Source organism: Natrarchaeobius oligotrophus (genome assembly GCF_003841465.1).
GTDB classification, from domain to species: Archaea; Halobacteriota; Halobacteria; order Halobacteriales; family Natrialbaceae; genus Natrarchaeobius; species Natrarchaeobius oligotrophus.
This window is the reverse complement of record NZ_REFZ01000002.1, coordinates 77749-99198: the sequence shown is the minus strand read 5'-3', so window position 1 is coordinate 99198 and position 21450 is coordinate 77749. Positions and strand designations below refer to the sequence as shown.

At 60.7% G+C, this 21450-nt stretch carries 20 protein-coding genes and 1 pseudogene; 10 read left to right on the top strand and 11 right to left on the bottom strand.

Going from position 1 to position 21450, the window contains the following annotated elements; translation table 11 throughout:
- Positions 1-4: 4 nt before the first annotated feature.
- From EA472_RS03285 to EA472_RS03270, 4 genes are all read right to left on the bottom strand, one after another.
- Positions 5-769: a CoA-transferase subunit beta gene (locus EA472_RS03285; RefSeq protein ID WP_124190084.1), complete on the bottom strand. Its 765-nt coding sequence runs from the start codon at positions 767-769 to the stop codon at positions 5-7.
- A complete protein-coding gene (locus EA472_RS03280) occupies positions 759-1652 on the bottom strand; it encodes a CoA transferase subunit A (protein WP_124190083.1) in 894 nt (297 codons plus the stop codon). Before EA472_RS03280 ends, EA472_RS03285 begins: the two co-directional genes overlap by 11 nt.
- A 121-nt stretch (positions 1653-1773) precedes the next feature.
- Positions 1774-2661 carry a DMT family transporter gene (locus EA472_RS03275; protein WP_124190082.1) on the bottom strand — a complete coding sequence of 296 codons (888 nt, stop codon included), beginning with the start codon at positions 2659-2661 and terminating at the stop codon, positions 1774-1776.
- 235 nt (positions 2662-2896) lie between these two features.
- Positions 2897-3403 carry a universal stress protein gene (locus EA472_RS03270; RefSeq protein WP_124190081.1) on the bottom strand — a complete coding sequence of 169 codons (507 nt, stop codon included), beginning with the start codon at positions 3401-3403 and terminating at the stop codon, positions 2897-2899.
- A gap of 204 nt (positions 3404-3607) precedes the next feature.
- Between EA472_RS03270 and EA472_RS03265 the strand changes: the two genes are divergently transcribed.
- The 3 genes from EA472_RS03265 to EA472_RS03255 all read left to right on the top strand — a co-directional run bounded on the left by EA472_RS03265 (position 3608) and on the right by EA472_RS03255 (position 6128).
- On the top strand, positions 3608-3994 hold the full coding sequence (locus tag EA472_RS03265) for a VOC family protein (protein ID WP_124190080.1): 387 nt from the start codon (positions 3608-3610) through the stop codon (positions 3992-3994).
- Between the two features lie 214 nt (positions 3995-4208).
- The gene (locus EA472_RS03260) at positions 4209-5105 is read left to right on the top strand and encodes a DMT family transporter (protein ID WP_124190079.1); all 897 of its coding nucleotides are present in this window, start codon (positions 4209-4211) and stop codon (positions 5103-5105) included.
- A gap of 129 nt (positions 5106-5234) precedes the next feature.
- Positions 5235-6128, top strand: a complete 894-nt coding sequence (locus EA472_RS03255) for a VOC family protein (RefSeq protein ID WP_124190078.1) — start codon at positions 5235-5237, stop codon at positions 6126-6128.
- Positions 6129-6481: 353 nt separating this feature from the next.
- Here the strand turns inward: EA472_RS03255 and EA472_RS03250 are convergent.
- Together EA472_RS03250 and EA472_RS03240 are read right to left on the bottom strand one after the other, a co-directional pair.
- Positions 6482-7377: pseudogene (locus tag EA472_RS03250) on the bottom strand (3-keto-5-aminohexanoate cleavage protein).
- 229 nt (positions 7378-7606) lie between these two features.
- A complete protein-coding gene (locus tag EA472_RS03240) occupies positions 7607-8716 on the bottom strand; it encodes an ABC transporter substrate-binding protein (RefSeq protein WP_124190076.1) in 1110 nt (369 codons plus the stop codon).
- A 447-nt stretch (positions 8717-9163) separates the two neighbouring features.
- On the opposite strand from EA472_RS03240, the gene EA472_RS03235 reads away from it, so the two are divergent.
- The 5 genes from EA472_RS03235 (at position 9164) to EA472_RS03215 (ending at position 13379) form a co-directional block, all read left to right on the top strand.
- Positions 9164-9979, top strand: a complete 816-nt coding sequence (locus tag EA472_RS03235; RefSeq protein WP_124190075.1) for an ABC transporter permease — start codon at positions 9164-9166, stop codon at positions 9977-9979.
- 72 nt (positions 9980-10051) lie between these two features.
- On the top strand, positions 10052-10717 hold the full coding sequence (locus EA472_RS03230; RefSeq protein WP_165874803.1) for an ABC transporter permease: 666 nt from the start codon (positions 10052-10054) through the stop codon (positions 10715-10717).
- A gap of 110 nt (positions 10718-10827) precedes the next feature.
- On the top strand, positions 10828-11514 hold the full coding sequence (locus EA472_RS03225; RefSeq protein WP_124190073.1) for an MBL fold metallo-hydrolase: 687 nt from the start codon (positions 10828-10830) through the stop codon (positions 11512-11514).
- Between the two features lie 83 nt (positions 11515-11597).
- Positions 11598-12560: a quinone oxidoreductase family protein gene (locus tag EA472_RS03220; protein WP_124190072.1), complete on the top strand. Its 963-nt coding sequence runs from the start codon at positions 11598-11600 to the stop codon at positions 12558-12560.
- Between the two features lie 84 nt (positions 12561-12644).
- A complete protein-coding gene (locus EA472_RS03215; RefSeq protein WP_124190071.1) occupies positions 12645-13379 on the top strand; it encodes a fumarylacetoacetate hydrolase family protein in 735 nt (244 codons plus the stop codon).
- A 337-nt stretch (positions 13380-13716) separates the two neighbouring features.
- Here the strand turns inward: EA472_RS03215 and EA472_RS03210 are convergent, their stop codons facing one another.
- The 5 genes from EA472_RS03210 to EA472_RS03190 form a co-directional block, all read right to left on the bottom strand.
- Complete coding sequence (locus tag EA472_RS03210) at positions 13717-14532, bottom strand: ABC transporter permease (protein ID WP_124190070.1); 816 nt, start codon at positions 14530-14532, stop codon at positions 13717-13719.
- A complete protein-coding gene (locus EA472_RS03205) occupies positions 14532-15368 on the bottom strand; it encodes an ABC transporter permease (RefSeq protein WP_124190069.1) in 837 nt (278 codons plus the stop codon). The genes EA472_RS03210 and EA472_RS03205 overlap by 1 nt, the downstream gene beginning before the upstream one ends.
- Before the next feature lie 153 nt (positions 15369-15521).
- The gene (locus EA472_RS03200; protein ID WP_124190068.1) at positions 15522-16895 is read right to left on the bottom strand and encodes a UbiD family decarboxylase; all 1374 of its coding nucleotides are present in this window, start codon (positions 16893-16895) and stop codon (positions 15522-15524) included.
- Positions 16892-17686 (bottom strand): ABC transporter ATP-binding protein, encoded by a 795-nt coding sequence (locus EA472_RS03195; protein WP_124190067.1) that lies wholly within the window; start codon positions 17684-17686, stop codon positions 16892-16894. The genes EA472_RS03200 and EA472_RS03195 overlap by 4 nt, the downstream gene beginning before the upstream one ends.
- A gap of 317 nt (positions 17687-18003) precedes the next feature.
- Positions 18004-19722: a thiamine pyrophosphate-requiring protein gene (locus EA472_RS03190; protein ID WP_124190066.1), complete on the bottom strand. Its 1719-nt coding sequence runs from the start codon at positions 19720-19722 to the stop codon at positions 18004-18006.
- Positions 19723-19981: 259 nt separating this feature from the next.
- Between EA472_RS03190 and EA472_RS03185 the strand changes: the two genes are divergently transcribed.
- Both EA472_RS03185 and EA472_RS03180 read left to right on the top strand, forming a co-directional pair.
- Positions 19982-21112 carry an amidohydrolase family protein gene (locus EA472_RS03185; RefSeq protein ID WP_124190065.1) on the top strand — a complete coding sequence of 377 codons (1131 nt, stop codon included), beginning with the start codon at positions 19982-19984 and terminating at the stop codon, positions 21110-21112.
- Positions 21109-21438, top strand: a complete 330-nt coding sequence (locus EA472_RS03180) for a Rieske (2Fe-2S) protein (protein ID WP_124190064.1) — start codon at positions 21109-21111, stop codon at positions 21436-21438. Before EA472_RS03185 ends, EA472_RS03180 begins: the two co-directional genes overlap by 4 nt.
- Positions 21439-21450: the final 12 nt, after the last annotated feature.

Below are 21450 nucleotides of genomic sequence, written 5' to 3'. Positions count from 1 at the left end.
AACGTCACCGCGTCCAGAAGCCGTCCGGATCGAACTCGCGAACGTACTCGAGTTCCGTCGCCGTCGGTTCGGGTGTCGTCTCGACCGAGCCGTCGTCTCCCACGGTTTCCAGGTTCCAGGGAATCGTATCGCGAATCTCCTCGACGGTGACGCCGGGGTGGACCGACCGCAGAGTGAGTTCGCCGTCGCGAAAGCAGAAGACGCCCTTCGTCGTGATGAGGGCGTCGGGACCGCCGCCGCGGAGGCCGCGTTCTTCGCGCCAGTCGCCACCATCGCCGTGGCCGGGACTCGTCCGGTAGGTCACGGACTCCACGAACCGCCGTGATTCGTGGGGCATGATGATGACGGTCCGATCCGAGAGCACCGAGATGTCGCAGGCTCCGCCGCTTCCCGGAAGCCGAATCGTCCGGTCGCCGGCGCGGACCTGCGTCGTGTTGAGGTTGCCGTACCGATCGATCTCCGCGCCGCCGATGAAGCCGACGTCGACGTCGCCTCGCTGGAGGCGTCCCATGATGTCGAGCATGCCGGTGGTACTGACGGACCGATCGAGGTGTGCGAGGTCGCCCATCGTGTAGATGAGTTTCGACGACGGCGCGTCACGGATCGTGCCGTTTTCGAACACCGCGAGCGCGTTCGGCGCGTGCGTGCTGACGGCGACCTGGTAGGCGAGCAACGGAAGCCGCATGCCGACGAACGCGCACTCGTCGTCGCGGATCTCGTTCGCGGCGGTCGTCACCATCAGCTCCCGACTCGTGTACTCAGCGTCCATAGCGCACCTCCGCGGCGACCGTTTTCTCGAGATCACGCAGCTCCGAATCGACTCGATCGACGTACTCCTCGCGATCGACGCCGTAGACCCACTCGTCGGCCCACTCGCTGTACCCCTCCGGCGTCTCCGTCCGATCGTGATACGAGAAGTAGGCCTCGTGATCGCGTCGGTAGTAACCGGTCAGCGGGCTCGGATGTGCGCCCAGCGGACACTCGACGACGGCGTCGACCTGATCCCGGGCGACGACGACGCGGTCGGGGTCGCTCTTGATCGCCGAGGGCTCGACGAGTTCCTCGCAGGTGACCAGCACGCGATCGGCCGCACCGACCGCTTGCTCGGTGACCCCGAGACTTCCCCAGCAGTGTGCGTCGCCGTATCGATCGGCGCGCTGTGCGTGGACGACGGCCCAGTCGGGTTCGATCGCCGGAACGAGCACCTGTTGCTCGCCGGTGAACGGACACTCCGTCTCCCGGAACGGCGACTCCTCCGAGAGGAGGTCGCTTCCGAGCAACGACCGCGTCGGCAGGTAGGAGACGCCGAGCGAGCCGGCGTGCAGCGCCATCGCCAGGCTCAGATTCGAGTGGTCCTCGACGTCGAGCGCGCCGGATTCGACCGCGCGGCGAAAGCAGTAACCGCTTCCCGCGCTCGCGTTGCCGATCCACGCCGCGCGGATCCGATCGACCAGATCGGCACCGACGAGCTGGTCGAACAGCACATCGCTGATCGGCCCGACGAGCGTCAGCTCGTCCCGTTTCCGCCTGATCAGCTCGTGGCCGACCGCGAACGGGATCGCGTGCTCGAGGGCCAGTCCCATCGCGACCGTACTTCCAGGTTCGATGCGTCCGACTGCGTCCGAGAGCGTCGTGGATCTATCGCGTGGCATGTCAACGGTATACTACCCACGTACTGGCCGTCCACTATAAACCGTTTCGTCGCGTTCGCTTGCGGGTAACTCGCAAGCCAGTAAATAATACACACACTGAGGGTGTGTATTCCGGTCGTTTTCAGCCGTGAAGCGACACGAGCACGCCGCCCACGACGACGACGAGTGCCGAGAGAACGAGCGGAAGCGTGACGTTCTCGAGGCGCTTCAGGAAGACGAACGAGAGCACGGCGACGAGCAGCGGGCTCACCTGGATGATCGGAACGACTAACACGACGGGTGCGATCTCGAGTGCGGCGTAGTAGGCGAACAGAAACGCCGTGTTCGCGACGCCCGCGGCCACGTACCACCGAAGCGATCCCGATGCGAGGTCCGTCGCCGTGGGAAGCGCGTTTCGCCACCGGAGGTAGGCGAGAAAGCCGACCGTCGCCGCGACGGTTTTGATCGAGAGGCCGACGAGCACGGACGTCCCGTCGGCGAATCCGATCTTCGCGAAGATCGGCTCGACGCCGTAGAAAACGGCCGCGACGAACGGGAACGCGAGGTCGTACGTTCGTCCCGTGTACTCCATCGACGAGGACGCGGTTTCCCAGGAGATCGCGCCGACGCCGAGGACGATCAGCACGATCCCGACGAAGTGTTCGAACGTCAGCACCTCGCCCAAGACGACGATCGCCGCGAGCGTCGCGTAGATCGGCTGCGACGCGCGAATCGGCTCCGATCGACTCGCACCGACCCGTTCGATGCTCGCGTAGAAGAACGCTCGACCGACGAACGTTCCGACCAGTCCCGCCATCGCGAACGCGCCGATCGCGGTCGGCGTCAGTTCGGCGGTCGGATCCGCGATCACGACGGTGACGGGAACGAGAAGCAGGATGTTGACGAACAAAACGACGACGAGCGCGTCCACCGAGCGACCCGCGTCGGTTCCGACGCGAAGACAGATGACGGCGACCGAGAGCGCGACGGCTGCCGCGATCGCGAGCGATACGCCGACGACGTCGATCACCGGACGCCTCCCGCGGCCAGATCGACGTCGATCATCGGATGACCCCTCGTGCGGCCGTTTTCGGCGTGCCGGCCACGCGCGGAGCTTCGAACCCCACGCAGACGGCTATCCGCCGGCCGCGGCGTCGATACGAGCCGACGACGGTCGACCGCGAGATTCGGCGTCGACGCTCGCGAGCCGAGTTCCCCGGTCGACCCTCGCTCGAGGGGCGAAACGACTGCGGGTTCGCCCGCGGTCACTCGTGCATGCAGGTGACGATCGGGCGCTCGCTGTTGAGCAACACGGACTGGGTGGTGCTTCCGAACAGCGCCTTGCCGACCGGCGACCGTTGTCGACCACCGATGACGAGCATGTGTGCGTCGTGGCTGTCCGCCGTCCGGAGGATCTGCTCGGTCGGCTCGCCGACGCGTCCGTCGGTCGAAAACTCCGTTCCCTCCGGAAGCACCTCCTCCGCGAACTGTCGAGCGACGGTCGCGGCGTCTTCCGCCGCGTTGTCCACGGGATACCCCTCGGCGCTCTGTCCGCCGGTCGAGGGTGAAAACGATCCCTCCGACGGCGTAAACGGATAGCTCGGCGTACCGCTCGTCGGACCGCTCGCCCGCTCTGCGATTCGATCGTACTCTTCCTGTTCCATCACGTGTAACACGACGAGTTCCTCGTCGAACGCCCTCGCTACGTCGTGGGCCGTCTGCACGACCGTCCGCGACGACGGGGTGCCGTCGATTGCTGCGACGATTGCCATACCCGAACGATTCGCACACAGGGTGAAAATTGTTCCGTCTATTACCTTCGGGTAGGAACGCGCTGCGAGAGGAGGCCCACAGATTCGGACCGTTCGGCGGCTCCCACGAGCGATACCGGAGCCGCCGTATCGCGGGTTCGGTCCGTCCGGCTGGTCGAGAATACAACCGGTACTTCTTTCGAGGTGCCCCGAAAAGACGGAGCCATGAATCCGTCGCTCTCACAGGTGTATCTGATGGTGACCGACCTCGAGCGCTCGAGCGAGTTCTACGAGGAAGTGTTCGGGCTGACGGTCGAAGAGCGGGGTTCCCGAAGCGTCGCGTTCGATACCGGCGCCTGCGAACTCAAACTCGAACGGCAGTTCGACGACGAGACGCTCGACGCGTTCGGACTGACTCCCCCGGGCGACGACCGGGGCGACGGGGCGATCACAGTCCTGGAGGTCGACGACGTCGACGCGGTCCACGAACGTGCACAGGAGGCCGAAGCGACGATCCCCTTCGGCCCGGCGGACGTCGACTGGGGTCGCCGGATCCTCCTCGTGGAGGACCCCGACGGCTACGTCTTCGAGGTGTCGCGTCCTCTCGAGTGAGCGACCGTCCGGGATCGGAGACGGGAGGCTGCCACCAGGACGCGAATTGGAGAGAGGATTGCCGAATCACGAGCGTTAAGGACGGCTCACGACCCTGACTCGAGACGAACAGTGGAAGACAGAGGACCGACGCCCGGGACGCGAAACGATGAACGTGAGCGAGGCGGCTGTGGTCGTGAACGCGACCGTGAAGTAGACGGGGAAGAGTGAACCGATGGTCGACGTACTCGGAGTGACGTTCGCGTTGATCGCCGCGCTCTCGCTCGGCGTCACGTCGATCTTCGTTCGTCTCGGCTCGCGAAGCGGCAAGTCAAACGAAATCGTGATCGCGACGTTCGTCGCGAATCTCGCGATCGTCGTCCCGATCACGCTCTACGTCTACTACCCCAACTTCGGGTTGACGCCGCGGGCGATCGTCGCGTTCGCGCTGGCGGGGACGGTCGGGACGTTCTTCGGTCGCGCGCTGTTTTACAGGAGCATCGAGATAATCGGCGCGAGCAGAACCGAGCCGGTGAAAGCCACCCAGCCGCTTCACGCCGCTCTCGTCGCCGCAGTCGTCCTCGGAGAGGCGCTGACGGCGAGGAATCTCTTCGGCATCGTCCTGTTGATCGTCGGACTCGCGCTGGTGTCTCGAGAGATCGTCAACGACGACAGCGGGCCTACCAGCGTCTCCCCCGCCATGCTGATTTTGCCGCTCGGGGCCGCGTTCTTCTTCGGCATCGAGCCGACGTTCGCGAAGATCGGGTTCGACGAGGGGACGCCGGTGCTCGTCGCGCTCGTCGTGAAGACGGTGGCCGGACTGACCGCGATGTTACTCTACCTGCGGATGCGAAACTCACTCCCGTCGTTCTCGCTGCGATCGACGGAACGCAGCGTCCTGAAGTGGTACGTCCTCGCCGGCATTTCGAACACGATCTTTCTCACGTCGTACTACGCGGCGCTCGAGATCGCGCCGGTCATCCTCGTCGTCCCGCTCGTGCAGACGAGCCCGCTCGTCGTCGTCGTGCTCTCGCTGGCGTTTCTCTCGCACTTAGAACGGGTGACGCCGCGACTGATCGCGGCGGCGACGATCATCGTCGCGGGGGCGACGATCGTCACGCTCACGACCTGAATAGAGGTGGGTTACAGCTACCGAACTGAAACAGAGCTCGTACACTCGTCGACGGATATCGTCAGTACCGAATCGACTGATTCGAACAAAAGACAAGCATTATGAAGGTGTGCATTGTTATCTGGACTCATGGTCGGTCAACAGCGGTTAGAACACACGAAACTCCGAGTGTCGAACCTTGATGACGCGGTATCGTTTTATACGGACGTGATGGGAATGGCAGAGATCGAACGAAGTGAAGAAACGGTCTACCTGGGATGTGGACTGGACGAAAATTTCGATCTAGCGGTAACGGAAGGTGGAACAGGGGTTGAACACTTCGCGGTGCGAGTCGACAACAGCGATGAGATCGATCGATACGAGCGGCTCCTTACCGAGGAGGGAATCGAGACGAAACGCGTCGGTGGCGAAGAACCGAATCAGGTCGAAGGAATCCGATTCGAGATACCGATGGGCGTGGATGTGGAACTCGTTCTCGTCGACGACATGGAATACAAACATTCGAACGTCGCACGTGTGCCGGGTCGAACGAGCGTCTGTCCGCTAGATATAGACCACATCACGCTCGGATCACTGGATCCACGAGAGAACGTGACGTTCTTGGACACCGTTCTCGATTTCAACGTGTCGGAGGTGTTGTTGAAAGAGGACGGTAGCTGGCGCGGAGCGTTCACCCGGTGGGGCATGCACCACCACGACGTAGCCGTTCTCGGTCGTCCTGACGGTACCGACTACAACCTGCGTCACATCGCCTGGACGATGTCGAGCATCGACCACATGAAGGACTTCATCGACACCCTCTCGCAGGCCGGCTACCAACTCGAAGTTTCGATTCACAGACACCACGCCGGCAACAATCTCGCGGCGTACTTCTGGGAGCCGGGCGGAAACCGCTTCGAAATCTGTGCGGAGATGGCAACGCTCGATCCAAATACCCCCACGAACTACTGTGAACCCGGCGAAGGATTCACCGCGTGGGGTGGCGTCAACCCGCCGGAGTCGTATCGAAAAGACGGGTCGTAACGTTGAAGAGACCGGTTTCGGACGATTTGTTCACCTCGTCAGATCTTCGCGAGCCGTCCGTTCGTCTGTCAGGGTGATCGACAGCAACGAACCGCTCCCGTGATAAAAATGCTAGTTTACCCAGTGACACGAAAAGAAAGTGGACATACAAACGAATATTTTACAACAGTATGGAGGTAAACAAAACGAACAGGCAATTTACACAGTATACAATCATGTAGTTCTATTCTTCGACGTCCCCAGAGACGCGAACGACAGTTTACCACCTACTGCAGATAACGAGCAATCGTTCCGAGAAGCGCAAAATGCACACGGACGAAACCGTCGGAGGTCAATCGAATGGTCACAGACCACTAGAGATCCAGAAGCTCACGGGCCTGATCTGGGGTTGCGACTTCTCGGCCCAGTTCGCGGGCAATCGTTGCGATTTTATCCACGACCTGCCGGCAGCTTTCGATTGGTTCGTCCCTGTGCGGATAGAGCATCGCTGCATCTTCCATGCCGATTCGAACCGAATCGTATCCGAGCAAGATCGCTTCGACGATCAATGGTAACCAGTTTCGTCCCCCAACGATCGCCCCGAGGAAAGTGTCCTCGTCGGACAAGGGATGAGAATGTTTGTACGTCGTCAGGTACATTGACCCCCACGGATGCGGACTCGTCGGTCCGAAACAGAAGTACGCGTGATGTCCGGTAACGACGTTGATGTAGTACGGTTTCTCGAGTAGTCCCGGTTTCACGGCCCACTCGTTTGCCTGTTCCATCGCGCCGTAGCTATATCCCTGGAGTTCGGGTTTGACGTCGAGATCCTGGAGGTACTCGATCCACTCCCGGAGTACTGACGGATTCATCACGAACGGGGCGTTCGGATCACTCGCATCGCTATCGGGTGCAGTCGTTTCCATGTCGACGTAGTCACCTCCGTATTCTTCAGTCAATGCTCCGATCGACTCCTCGAGGAGAAGTTTTCCGTACGGTGAACCGCCGTGGACGTTCCCACGAACGTTGATACTGATCGCCGGATCGTACTCTTCCCAAATGAGGTCGATCGCCTGCGTCATGTTTTCCGGTCGCTGATCGGGAATGCTCTCTTCGTTTCGAACGTGAAGTGGCACATCGCAGCGCTAGCATCGCAAGCGCCTATTGCCTGCTCGGCGACCTCTTCTGGAGTGTACGCCTGATTCGGATTCGTGTCGCGTTTCAGAAACGAGCCCGTCGGGGCGACCTGAATGACGAAGGGTTTATCCAACGTCTCGATCGGTCCGCTTCGTGACCGTAGTAATCCTTTCCTCCGTAAAAGGTCTCATCTTTATGGGTACATAATAAACAACGGTGAATTATATTGTAAAACTTCCGGCGATATCTCGACGGAGACCAACACCGATGATACCATTCGTCCGAAGGAGCCAATCTAACCCGAACGGTGAGGTGATCGTTCTACTGACCACCGGTCGTCTCGCGTTATTCAATGTGCACTGTCACTCGAGATCGAATTCATCGATAATCACAAAGTCGTCACGGTTGACTCGGTCCTCTTCGTCCATCTCTTCGACATCGACGATCGTGTCTTGCACCTGCTCAATCGCGGCATTCGAGAGCCCGCCTTCCTCTGGCCACGTATTCAGGTTCCGCATCCTCTCGAAGACGTCGATTGCGATCTCTCTGTCGAGATCGCCGTAGGACTCCGGCCGATCGACCGGGATATCCAGGGCCCGATCGACGATGTCGTCCTCGTCGACCTCGTACATATTCGTCTGGGCCTCGTGGAGGGTGTTCACGATGACGTCGTACAACTCTGGATTCTGCTCCCAGTTCTGCCGCATCATCGTCCACAGCTGGAACGGTTCATCTCGCTCGAGGCCTTCCTCTAGGATGGTAAAACCGTCGCGCTCGGCTCGGGCGCCCAGCGTCGCGGACACCGTTGCAGCTACGACCTCACCGGCCTCGATGGCGGCGTACCGGCTGTCCGATCCGAAGATGTAATCGTAATCGACGGCATCCATGCTCCCGAGATTCTCCCGAACCATCAGTTTCACGGAGAACGTGGTGCCGGCCTGGGGATCGTGGAGCGCGATCGTCTCTCCTTCCAGATCCTCCCACGACTCGATTTCGGGAGTAGCCATTAGCGGCTGGGGGTATCCCTGAACGAAGCTCAGCGGACTAACGAGATCCATTCCTTCGTTGAGGGAGTTGATGACGGACAACGGCGCTTGTGGGGCAATGTGTACTTCCTCCTGGAAGAGGCCCGCGATCATCGAAGCGTAGCCGCCATAGTTAGTGAGTTCGACGGTGACTCCGTGCCGGTCCTCCATGAGTTCCTGAAACTCCGGAAAGACCGAAAAGTAATACAGCGGTTGGACGGGTGAAGGGGTACCAATTCCGATGGTGTCCGGTAACTCGGCATCGGAATCGTCGGTCGATCCATCGGCCGTTCCGTTTCCATCGTCGTCGTCCGCTGTATCGTCGTCACCGTTGGTCCCTGTACACCCAGCCAACCCCACAACTGTACCGACACCGGCTGCTTTTAAAAATCGTCGTCGACCCTGCGTGTTACTGTTAAGCATACCCACGTGAATGATGCGATCCATATCACTTAAAGATTCGCTCTTTCGCACAAGAATGTTGATCCTGTTCAGTTTCTTGTTCGTTCGATCGAGGCTGACGTGAAGAGCTACTCGCAGCCGGTATCGCAGTCCGAAGCACTAGCTGGAAAACCACACGAGTGCTCTCTCAACACTGTCCTACACAAGAGCGTATAGATTTCTGTTACAAGGTGTGATAACAAACTTGATCCAGCAGCGGTTACACCTCTCGCAGACTGTTTCTACCGGTCCGCCCCGTAAAACGACGGTCTCATCGAACGATCGAAAAGTCCTCCGCCCCCAAGAGTATCACCTAGACGTTGCCCTCCCCATTGAATCTCGGTCGAGAAGACGGTTGAGCGTTGAGCGCTTCGAAATGGGGCAAAAAGAACGATAGCTAATTGTTACCGATTCACAAAAGATATAAGTAGTCGACGTGGAAATCTGTGTCTCATGAGTACCGCGTTACGGGACCAGATCAAGGTCTCCCTGGAGGGAATTTTCAGCAGATCCCGGATATCGGTGGGACTGTGGGAGTCGATGGTAGGAATTCTCATCGGAATCCTGTTATGGGAGTGGTACGCAACTGATAAACCCGTCTTTTTCTTCCCAGGCTGGTTTGATATTCTCGATGCGCTATCCGTTCAATTTGCCGAAGGCGAGCTCATTCCCAGTTTACAGGGGAGCCTCCAGACGCTTTTTCTGGGGTTTTTCCTGGCCGTAATCGTCGGCGTTCCGCTTGGGTTGTCCATGGGAATGAACGAACGGCTCGCATCGCTACTGAATCCCTACATCAATGCGCTCTACGTCGCACCGATTTCGGCGCTCGTTCCGATTATCATCCTCGTCGGCGGTGCGAGCTTCGAGAGTCGCGTGGCCGTCGTGTTTCTGTTCGCCATCTTCGAAATAACGATCACGACCTACGAAGGCGCACGTACGACACCGAACCGTATCATTGACGTCGCCAAGTCCTTCGGCGCGAGTAGATACTTCATCTTCCGGAGGGTGGTGTTACCATACGATCTTCCCTATATTTTCGCGGGGATGCGACTCGGCGTCGGCCGGGCGGTAAAAGGGATGATCCTCGCGGAACTGCTGATCTCGTGGGCGAACCTGGGTGCGATGATTCGCACCGCACAGAACAATATCAACGTCGCTGGCGTCCTTTCGATCGTACTTCTGCTCATGATTCTGGGGCTAATACTCACCTTCGTCCTGAAGAAAGCGAGTCAGTACCTCACCCCGTGGCAGCCGGAGGTGAACGTGTGAATGGACCGACAGGGATACTTCGATCACGCGATATTTTTCATCGTCGTGATCACGCTGTATACGATCGGAGTGATGCAGACGACGTTTCTACCGACTCCCTGGGAGATTGGGTACGCCCTCGAGGAACAGTTCGAACAGGGGCTGTTGATCCCAGCACTGGAAGCCGCCGTATACGCGATAGCGGTCGGCTACTTCATCGCCGTAATCGTCGGGATTCCCGTCGGCGTCGCGATGGGGATCGACAGGCACGTAAACAGTTTCCTCAATCCGTACGTGAATGCCATCTACGTGGTGCCGTTCAGCGCGCTCGTTCCGGCGCTCGTTATCTGGTTCGGCACCGGCTACCAGGTCCGGGTGCTGGTCGTGTTCTTCTTTGCGGTTTTCCCGATCGTGATGAACAGCCAGGAAGGGGCGAGAACTGCGCCGGAAAACCTCATCGAAGCGGCGCGTTCGTTCGGCGCAGATCGGCTGTATATCATCCGAAACATCGTCTTACCTCACGAGATCAGTTACGTTGTAGCCGGTCTCCGTCTTGGTATCGGCCGCGCTGTCAAGGGACTCGTAATTACGGAACTGTTAATCTCGGCCACCGGTTTCGGACTACTCTTACACCGCTACAGCGCACGGCTGGAGTTTGCAGGCGTGTTCAGCGTCGTCTTGCTGCTCATGACGATGGGGATAGTCTCGGTCTGGACCCTCAAGCAGATCGAGAGTCGAATCGTCCACTGGGAAGCGTAACTGCAGTCATCAAACACGTTCGACTCACAGACAGATCTGGCCGTCGTCCGTAACTAATCGCGATCATCGTTCCTCCGAACAGCTATGTGGGTCGGTGCCAAGTTGCAGATATGCCGACTGAAATTGTCGACGGCGTCTACGACATCACGTGCAAGCACGACGAGTCGTACATGGGAGGGGCGCGTTACCGCGTGTTCCTATTCGACGGAGACGTACCAACGATCATCGACGCCGCGTTTCCGGACACGACGAACCGGCTAATCGATGGCATAGAGAAAACCGGCGTCGTCCCGGAACGACTGCTGATCACCCACGGAGACGGCGATCACATAGGCGGATACAACGCGCTCGTGGATCGGTACGGTGTCGAAACCTGGGTCCCTAACAACCTGTCCGTGAGCACGAGAACGGAGGGGGTCGGACTCGATACAGACCCGGATCACCGATTTTCCGACGGAGAGAGAATCGGACGGTTCGAAGCCGTTCACGTTCCGGGACACACCGAGGATTCGTACGCGTTCGTCGACGAACGCGACGGGATTGCGGTGATGGGCGATGTCGCCATGGGATCGGATCTGCGCGGATTTCCGCCTGGCTACTTCGTCCTTCCGCCGGAGGTGTGGGGCGGCGACGTCAACAGCGCCGAACGAAATCTCGAGAAATTGCTCGAGTACGAGTTTGAGGTGGGACTGGTGTACCACGGGTCGTCCGTTCTCGAAGATGCACGCGATACGTTAGAGGCGTTCGTCAATTTTCCCGGGAAAGTGTACTACGAGACAGTCGTTCGTAACAGGTAGGAACGAGAAGACGAACCATCAATGCCGGCAACGCCGGTGACTTCACCAAAACACGTATTGTGAACTAGCGTGATATTCCGACGATGAAAGCCGTTCGATACCACGAGCAGGGCGAACCGAGCGTGTTGCGCGTCGACGACGTTCCGCAACCGAGCCCCCAGAACGGGGAAGTGCTCGTCGAAGTTCACGCGGCGAGCGTCAATCCGATCGACACGAAGTTTCGGAACGGGTTCTACTCGCCGCCGGAGCTGCCGATGACGACCGGGTCGGACTTCTCCGGGGTCGTCGTCGAGGTCGGGGACGGAGTAGACGAGTTCTCCGCCGGTGATCGAATAATCGGCGACGGCCTCAACAAACGAAGCGGCTACCAGGGGTCGTTCTCGGAGTACGCGATCGCGCCGCTCGAGTCGATCGCACCGATTCCCGACGGCGTGAGTTTCGCCGACGCGGCGGCGCTCGGCCACGCCGGGCTCACGGCGTGGTGTGGAATCGTCGCATACGGCGACGTAACGATCGGCGACACGTGTCTCGTCCACGGAGGCAGCGGCGGCGTCGGACACGTCGCAGTCCAGCTAGCGCGCCAGAGCGGGGCGAAGGTCATCGCGACGGCCGGAACGGATCGCGGCCTCGAGCAACTCGAGGAACTCGACGTGGATCACGCGATCAGTTACGAGCGGAACGATCTCCAGGCGGCAATCGAGGAGGCGGGTGCACCCGACGTGATCCTCGATCCCCTGCTGGGGGAGTATCTCGAACTCGACATCGACGTCGCGGCGCCGAACGCGACGATCGTCGCGATCGAGGGGCGCGAGGTCACGTTCACGAACGCGCCGACGGCGCGGCGAAAGGATCTGGGCCTGTACCAGGTCGGTGCCGCGAGCCTGCCGGACGTCAGCGGGGCACTCGAGCGGCTGGCGATACTCCTCGATCGCGGACTGATCGAGGTCGTCATCAACCGGGAGTTCGAACTCGAGGAGGCGGCCGAGGCCCAGCGGTTTACGATCGAAGAGAACGACTTCGGGAAAGTATTAGTCCGGGTTAGATAGGGGGGAGCTGTTTTCGACGTGGTGAACGAGAACTGAGAGGCGGCCGACGAAACAGATAAGAGTCGTCCGCGTGATGCATTGGTCATGCGTCGTGTACGCTTCGAAACAGACGGAGAGGGACGAGACGGTCGCTTCGAGAACGACGAAATAATCACCGATTCCGAGACGTACGCTACGGACGAGGTGACGATTCTTCCTCCGTGCGAACCCTCGAAGATCATCGCCGCCGGAAAGAACTACCACGATCACATCGAGGAGATGAAAGAGAAGGGGGTCGGTTCCGGAGAGTTGCCCGAGCGTCCGTTTTTCTTCTACAAGCCGCCGAGTAGCGTAATCGGTCACGGTGACGCGATCGAGTACCCGGACGGTGCGGAGGTCGTCCACTACGAGGGAGAGGTCGGCGTAGTAGTTGGCGAACGGTGCCGAAACGTTCCGACCGACGATGCCCTCGACGTTCTCGCCGGTTACACCGCCCTCAACGACGTCTCCCACCGGGATTGGGGACGCAAAGAAGAGCAGTGGGTGCGACACAAGGGCCAGGATACGTTCTGTCCGATCGGACCGTCCCTTCAGACCGACGTCGAGGCTGACGTCGGCTTCGAAACGCACCTGAACGGAGAAAAGCGACAGGACAGCCGAACGTCGAACACCGTCTTTTCTATCGCAGAGTTAGTTTCGGACATCTCCAAGTACATGACGCTCGAGCCGGGTGACGTCATCGCGACCGGCACGCCGAGCGGCGTCGGTCAGCTCTCGCCTGGAGACACCGTCGAAGTGACGGTCGAGGGCGTCGGAACGCTCCGAAACGACGTCCGATAGGCCCGCTGTTATCGGTCGACGTGTCGAGCGCCAATTGACAGTGAGCCGGACGGGCACGTCCGTACAGTGTAGAACACAGTTACTGAGACGGACTGTTGGAAGTCGTTACCGGTTCAACCGCGATTGTCCTGCGGTTGAACCGGTAAATCGTTACAACAGATCGTCTGAGAGGAATCGGCGGCGAGCGCGTACCGTTCTCGAGGCGACGTGAACCGAACCGTCGCGTAATGATCGCGATCGATCCGACACCGATCGCCAGGGCGGGACGCGACTGCAGCGACGGCGAGTGCTCAACTGTCCGCGCCGGATCGCTCGAAAACGAAACCGATCGAATCGGTCAGAAGCCGGCTCGCTCGACGTCCCACCAGATGAGGCGGTCGTAGACCTTCCCCATCAGCCACGGGAGCGTGACGCCGAGGAACATCAACACGAGAACGACGCTGATGACGCCCTCGAGTCGGAACGCCGCACTCCAGTTCTGGATCAGCCCGCCGAGGCCGGTGACGGCGACAATAATCTCGACGAGGACGAGACCACGAACGGCGCGGCCGATCCCCATCCGGAGACCCGCCAGGATGTACGGGATCTCGTAGGGGAGCACGACGTTTTTCATCGTGAACAGCCAGCTCGCGTTGAACGACTCGGCGACCTCGAGCAGTCCTTCCGGCGTCGTTCGAGCTCCCTCGAAGGAGTTGATCACGATCGGGAAGAACGCGAACAGGAAACAGATCGCGACGCGGATGCGGATGCCGGTGCCGAACCAGACGATCAGCGCCGGAACGATCGCCGCGTACGGAACGACGTAGATGGCGTTGACGTACGGGTCGAGCAGTTCCTCGATCGTCCGACTGACGCCCATCAGGATACCCATCGGGATCCCCACGAGCGTCGCGAGGAAGAAGCCGATGAAGATCGCGTACAGCGCGTCCCACACGGCACCGAGGAGCCCTTCTTCGGCGATCTGAACCTGCAGCGCCTCGACGATCATCAAAATCGACGGGATCCGTTCGCTGGGATACCCCAGGTAGGCGAACGCCGAGTACAGCGCCAGCAGGAAGACGCCGAAGCCTGCCTGCAGGATGAGCTGGTGGTTTCTGTCGTCCATCGATAGCGTCAATCGCTGTCTGAGTGGGGATTCGTCTGCGGTTGCCATTATTTCTCAGCCTCCCAGTCGATGATCAGTCTCTCGAGCAGCTGGATCGCCCTGGTGAGGATGATGCTGACCAGCATCAACATCAGGACGATCGAGAGGACGCCGCTCACGCGGAACACGTCCGCCCACGAACGGATGATGCCGCCCAGGTTGACGAACTCGATCAGGATCTCCGCCAGGATCATCCCGTTGACCGCACGGCCCATCCCGAGTCGGAGCCCGGCCGTAATGTACGGCAGGTCGTGCGGGAAGATCACGTGACGGACGGTGTAGTACTTGCTCGCGCCGAACGATTCGGCGACCTGGAGGAGCCCCTCGGGCGTCGTCTTCACCCCCTCGTACGTGTCGATGAGGATCTCGAACACGCAAAAGAGGAAGACGATGAACACGCGCACCTCGAACGTCGGGCCGCCGATGAGGATGAAAATCGGCACCATCGCTGAAATCGGGGCGACGTACATCGCGTTGACGTACGGATTCAACATCACGTCCAGCTTCCGGCTGATCCCCATCGCGAGCCCGAGCGGGACGCCGACGAGCACGGCGAGAATGTAGCCGAGGAACATCGTCGCCATGCTGTTCGTGAACGCGCCGACCAGGTCGTCCTCGCGGTACTGCGTAACCAGCGATTCGAAGATCAGCTCGAGGCCAGGAAACAGATAATCCGGCTGGCCTCGCGCGTACAGATCCCAGATCGTGAGTCCCACGAGCACGGCGAAGAGCCGAATCAGAATCCCTCTGTTGCGTTCGAACCACGTGCCGGCGATCCGTTCTTTCACGCTCGTTCGAGCGCGTTCCCACGTCGATCGAACGGTAGTTAATGACTGTGTTGACATATCATTCCACGATTCGTGCGGCGTCTGTATCCAGGAACTCCGCCCCGCAGGTGGGACAGAGTAGTTCGGTACCACTGTTTCTGAGCTCCCCGTGGTGTGCGTGGAAGAGCTCGCTGCATTCGGGACATTCGGCCCAGAATATTCGTGCCATGATTATTCTATGTATTCTGACAGCGTCATCCGGTCGAGTGCATCCTCTGGGATGTCCAACACTGGCGGATACTGTTCATCAACGGGTTTCGTTGCATCTATTATAATTTTTGATGTTGCGACCTCGCCGCGGACGCTCGGGTCGAGCGTGTTCCCTTTCACCCCGTTGATGACGTCGACGTCCTCGTCAGCCCGCATTCGAGTCGACTGAGCCCAGAGGACGTCCGCCTCGTCGAAGGCGTCGACGTCCTCGTCGACGACGACGACGTGTTTGATGAAATCCGAACTGGCCAGCGCCTGTAACGCGGCGTGTTTGGCCTCGCCCTCGGTGGTCTGCTCTAAGCTCACGTAGCAGCGAAACCGACCACAGCCCGAACTGGGCAGGTGGACTTGCTCGACGCTCGGGACGCGGCCCTGGATGTCGTTGTAGATGCCCCCCTCTTTCGGAACGCCGCCGAGCGTCGCGACGTCTTTGTGGCCGACGAAGACGTGCTGGAAGATCGGGTTCGTTCGACAGACGACGTTTTTGACCTCGACGACCGGTTTGAGACGTTGCGGACCGTAGTAGCCGGGGAACTCGCCGAACGGCGCTTCGATCTCTCTGACCTCGGGGAGGACCTCTGCCTCGACGACGACTTCGGCGTCGGCCGGAACGAGAAACTCGTCACCCCACGTTTTCGACGGCGTCAGCCTGAGCGGTTCCCCGAACATCCCGCCGATCACGTCGTACTCGTCGACCTCGAATCCGGCGAGCGTCAGCGCACCGAGGTAGTAGCCGGGGTGGTGTCCGATCGTGATTGCCATCCGCGTCGGCTCGCCCCGGTCCTCGTTGGTCTTGAAAATCCGGAAGTTGTGTCGCGGGGACATGTGAATCCCCATCTTCTCCCCCCCTTTCACCATGTTACGGAGAAACGCGACGTTGTAGACGCCCGACTCGGGATCTTTCATGGAGGGCGTCATGTTGATGTACGGCGCGGGATCCAGCCGGTGGTGGCGAACGACCGGAAGGTGGGTCAGATCCGGAACCGAATCGTCCATGACGGGCGCGTCGTCGTTGTCGACGACGACGGGCTCCCGCCGGTTCGTCTCGCGACGGGCGTACTCGAGGCTGGTCTCCATTCGCCACTGGTCGGTGGGCAAATCGAGCGCCTGTGCGATCCGCCGTCGGTCCGCAAACAGATTACTGATGAGCTGAAAATCGGTCTCTCGGCCCTCGATGTCGGTCGGGTTCTCGAACAGGACGGCCGGGTACCGGTCCTCGTTCTCCAGGTTCTGGAGGATCGCCGTGACGTCGAACTCCGCGGGATTGACCGGCTTCGAGACGCGTTCGAGTTGATCGTCCGGAAGCGTCTCGAGGTACGATCGTAAATCCTTCATTGAACGACCTCTGGTTCCTCCTCGGCTTTGAGGCCGAGGCGCTCGCGGAGGAGTTGTTCGATCTCCGCGAACCGCTCGTCGTTTTCGATTTCGACGCGGCGCTTCCAGCGCGGACGCTCGAAGGGAATTTCGATGTCCTCGACGATCGAACTCGGCTTCGTACCCATCACGAGGACGCGGTCCGCGAGGAATATCGACTCGCGGATGTCGTGGGTGACGAAGACGACGGTCTTTTTCTCCTGTTCCCACAGCTGGAGAAGTTGCGTCTGCATCTTGTCTTTCGTCTGGGCGTCGAGGGCGCCGAAGGGCTCGTCCATCAGGATAACTTCGGGATCGACACAGAGCGCACGTGCGAGGCCGACGCGCTGTTGCATCCCGCCGGAGAGTTCGGACGGGTAGCTCTCCTCGAAGCCGTCGAGGCCGACGCGGTCGATCCAGGTCCTCGCGCGCTCTCTGCGCGTCGATTTGTCCACGCCGAGGATTTCGAGGCCGAGTTCGACGTTCTCGAGGGTCGTCCGCCAGGGAAAGAGCTCGAAGTTCTGGAACACGAGGGCCGCTTCGGGCGTCGGTTCGGTGATGACGTTGTCGCCGATTCGGATCTCGCCGGCGGAGAGGTCGATGAGTCCGTCCATCATCTTCATCAGCGTCGTCTTCCCACAGCCGGACGGACCGAGAATACAGACGAACTGTTTCTCGGGAATCGAAATGGAAATATCGTCGAGAACGTGAACGGCGTCTTCGCCGCTCCCGTACGTTTTTGACACTCTATCGACTGTGATTGACTTTGGCATAGTTCGAACCGTGATTGTTCAGATGAGGATTTAAACCTTTGGAGATGCTAGCGGACTTATAGAACTGTTATCACGAGAGCGGAGACGGCGGAGCGGAATCCGCCGAACAGCCGCGGTCAGCGGCCGGGTTTCGACGCGTTCGGTTCGATGCGTCTGACCCGACGCGTTCGTTACGGGTACGGTACCAGTTGGAGAGTGCGATCGAAACCCGACCTCGAGAGCCGCGACCGCCTCGGAACGGGGTTCGCCGACGAAGAGAACGATCATCTCCACTGTGGAAACCGCTCGTCGCTCTCGGACCGAACCGCTCGAGGCGATTACGCCGGCGGGTCGTCGACGTGAACGTCGAGAATCGCCGGTCGGCCTTCGTCCATCGCCACGACCGCCTCGTCGAGCGCCCCGATCAGCGCGTTCTCGTCGTCGACGATCGCCGTGTAGGCGTCGACGACCGACGCGGCGGCGGAGAGGTCGGGTGCAGGATCGAACGTCCGTTCGCGCAGACCCTCCGTGGCCACCGATCCGTCGGGATACTGGCTCAGCGTCGCCGACTGTACCGCGCGCCAGCCGGAGTTGTTGTAGATGACGGTGAGGGTCGGCGCGCCCATCGACCGCGAGAGCCACGCCGTCACCGACGGATGCGAGAAGAGATACGAGCCGTCGCCGACCAGCGAGAGGACCCGCGACTCCGGCCGAGCCAGTTTAGCGCCCACGGCGGCCGCGCCGGCCCAGCCCAGGCCGGCACCGCCCTTCCAGAAGTGACCGCCCGCAGTGGTGACGTCGACGTGCTCCAGGATCGCCGTCTGTGAAGTAACGGCGTCCTCGACGAGAATCGTGTCGTCCTCGACGACGTGGTTCAGCGCATCCGAGAGGACCGCGGGCGTGAGCAGATCGTCGGATCGGTGCCCCGCCAGCGTCTCGTCCGCTTCGCGCCGCCGATCGGCGGCCATCGATTCCCACGCCTCCCGTCCGTCCGCGGAGGACTCGAGCTCGGCCGCGAGCGCCGACAGCGTCGCGGCCGGATCGGCCTCGATCCGGAGGTCGATCCTGAAGTTCCACGACGGGTACTGTGCCTTCGTCGCGTTCGTGTCGAACTGGACGACGGGAACGTCGGCTGGCGGGCTACCGCGAGCGGGAATCCACGGGATGTCGATCGCCGCCAGCAGTATCAGGTCCGCCGTCTCGAAGACGTCGTTGGGGACGAACCCGAGGTGAAGCGGGTGATCGCGCGGGAAGCAAACCCGCGTCGGCGCGTGTTCGACGACCCCCGCGCCCGCCGCCTCCGCGAACGCGACCAGCGCGTCGGGATCCGAGTTCTGGCCCGTGATGACGACCGGATTCTCCGCGGCCTCGATGCGCCCTCGCAACTCCGCGAGCATCTCGTCGGTCGGTCTCGAGGGGGCGGCCCGTTCGATCGTCCGCGTCGACGAATCCCGGTCGTCGAACCTGGCCTCGAGCGCCTCGCGCGTCGCGGTGAGGTAGACCGGGCCGTTCGGTTCCGCGGTCGCACGCTCCAGGGCCCGTGCGACGACCGAATCGGGATCGGCCGGCGGCTTGTACTCGCCGACCCAGCGGCAGTACTCGCGGACGATGCCGGGCTGGTCGAAGACGTCCTGCTGGTAGTGGACCACGTGTTCTCGCGAGCCGAGGTAACCGGAATCGGTCGCGGGAGCGAGCCCGGAGATGACGAACACCGGTACGTTCGCCCGGTGGGCGTTGTGCATCGCGCCGCCGAGATTCTGCGTTCCGACGTCGACGTGAACCAGCACCGCCTGTGGCGAGCCGGTCACCGCGGCGTAGCCGTGTGCCGCGCTCATTGCGACGTACTCGTGCGGACAGAGGACGACCTCCGGTAGCGACTCGTCCTCGCCGCGCGCACGAATCCGACTGATCGCCTCGATCAACGGCGTGTGATCCGTCCCGAGGTTCGAAAACAGGTACTCGACGCCGTGATCGGCAAGCGACTCGAGTAACGCTTCGCCGCTGCTCACGAGGTCGGTCTCGTCGATGTCGTCGGCTGGTACGCCTGGAAACTCCATATCTGTGTGTCGAAGCTCTCGTCCATAACGTTTTGTATATCGTCGATCGCCGTCCCACGTCGTTTCGGATACACATGCTGAGGGTGTGTTAGAAGATACGAGCGACCGTGTCGTCAATACGTTCCCACAGCTGGCGTTCACGACAGACGCTCGAGACGCCGACGGGAACCGCGAAAGCGTCTCGACAGGACTTTGAGCATAAAAAAGTATTGATACATGTCGGTAGCTTTATATCTCTCGTGAATAAAGAACGATCCGTATGTCCGTTATCGACTCAGAGCAATTCCCGCTCACGGAAGAGATGGAGGAAGCGTTCGTCGTGGACGTCGACTTCCACTTCCGTGCGCCGGTCGACCGACTGATGCCCTACATGGATAGCGCGGTAGTCAAACGCAACCTCGACATCACGGGATTCCCGCCGACGTCGTGTTACTGGTTCCCCGGGTATTCGACGCCACGCGGTGCCGGCGGCCTCGAGGCGCACGGCAAACTCGAGACCGGCGAGGACATCGTGGAGGTGATGGAAGCGCTCGGGATCGACATGCCGATCCTGACGCCGGGGTACAACAAGCTCCCCGACTCCCAGAACGTCGTGATGAAAAACGAGATCGCGCGAGCGTACAACGACTACCTCCTCGAGGAGGTGCTGCCGACCGACGAGAACATCAAAGCGGTCGGTCTGATGCAACAGTGGGAACCCGAGACGGCCGTCGAGGAGATCAAGCGCGTGGGCGACGAGGAGGACATCGTCGGCATGTACGGCTTTTTCGGACACTACGATCTGCTCGGTCAGCCGAAGTACGATCAGGTGTTCGAGGAACTGGTCGCACGCGACCTGCCGCTTGCGCTTCACGGCGGTGGCACCGCCAACTGGCCGCAGAAGGACCTCATCGGCAACTCGCTTCGCACGTGGTCGGAGGCGTACGGCCTCGTTCACCCGTGTCGCGCGATGATGATGGTCGGCAACATGATCATGACCGGCGTCTTCGACAAGTACCCGGAACTGGAGGTCGTCATGATCGAGGGCGGCGTCAACTGGGTTCCGTTCGTCTCCGAGCGACTCGACGAGATGTACAACGACCACCCGGAGGACATCCAGATGACCGAGCGGATGCACCGGATGGGCCAGGAGTACCTCGACAAACAGCCCAGCGAGTACCTGCGGGACAACTTCTCGTTCTCGAGCCAGCCGATGAACATCCCGGACAAGACGAAGAACTTCGAGGCCATGCTCGACATGACCAACGCGCGGGACTCGCTGATGTTCGCGACCGACTACCCCCACTACACGGTCGAACTCCACAACTGGGTCCTCGAGTCCCCGGCCATCGACGACGAGCTCGCAGAACGAATCCTTCATAAGAACGCGGAGAGCGTCTTCAGAATATGACGGAACACGTCGTCGCATCAGTCGACGAAATCCCGAACGGGAACGGAAAAGCCGTCGAGGTCGACGGGTTGCCGATCGCCATCTTCAACGTCGAAGGCGACTACTACGCGATTTCGAACCGGTGTGTGCACATGGGCGGACCGCTCGGAGAGGGCGTTCTCCACTCCGAGTTGCCGACGGTCGACCCCGATCGGACGTCGGTCCACTGTCCGTGGCACTACTGGGAGTTCGACCTCGAGACCGGACGGAGCGTCGTAAACGACAAGACGGGGCTTCGCACGTTCGACGTATCGGTCGAGGACGGCGAGATCGTCGTCGATCTGTGACGGGAAACGGAG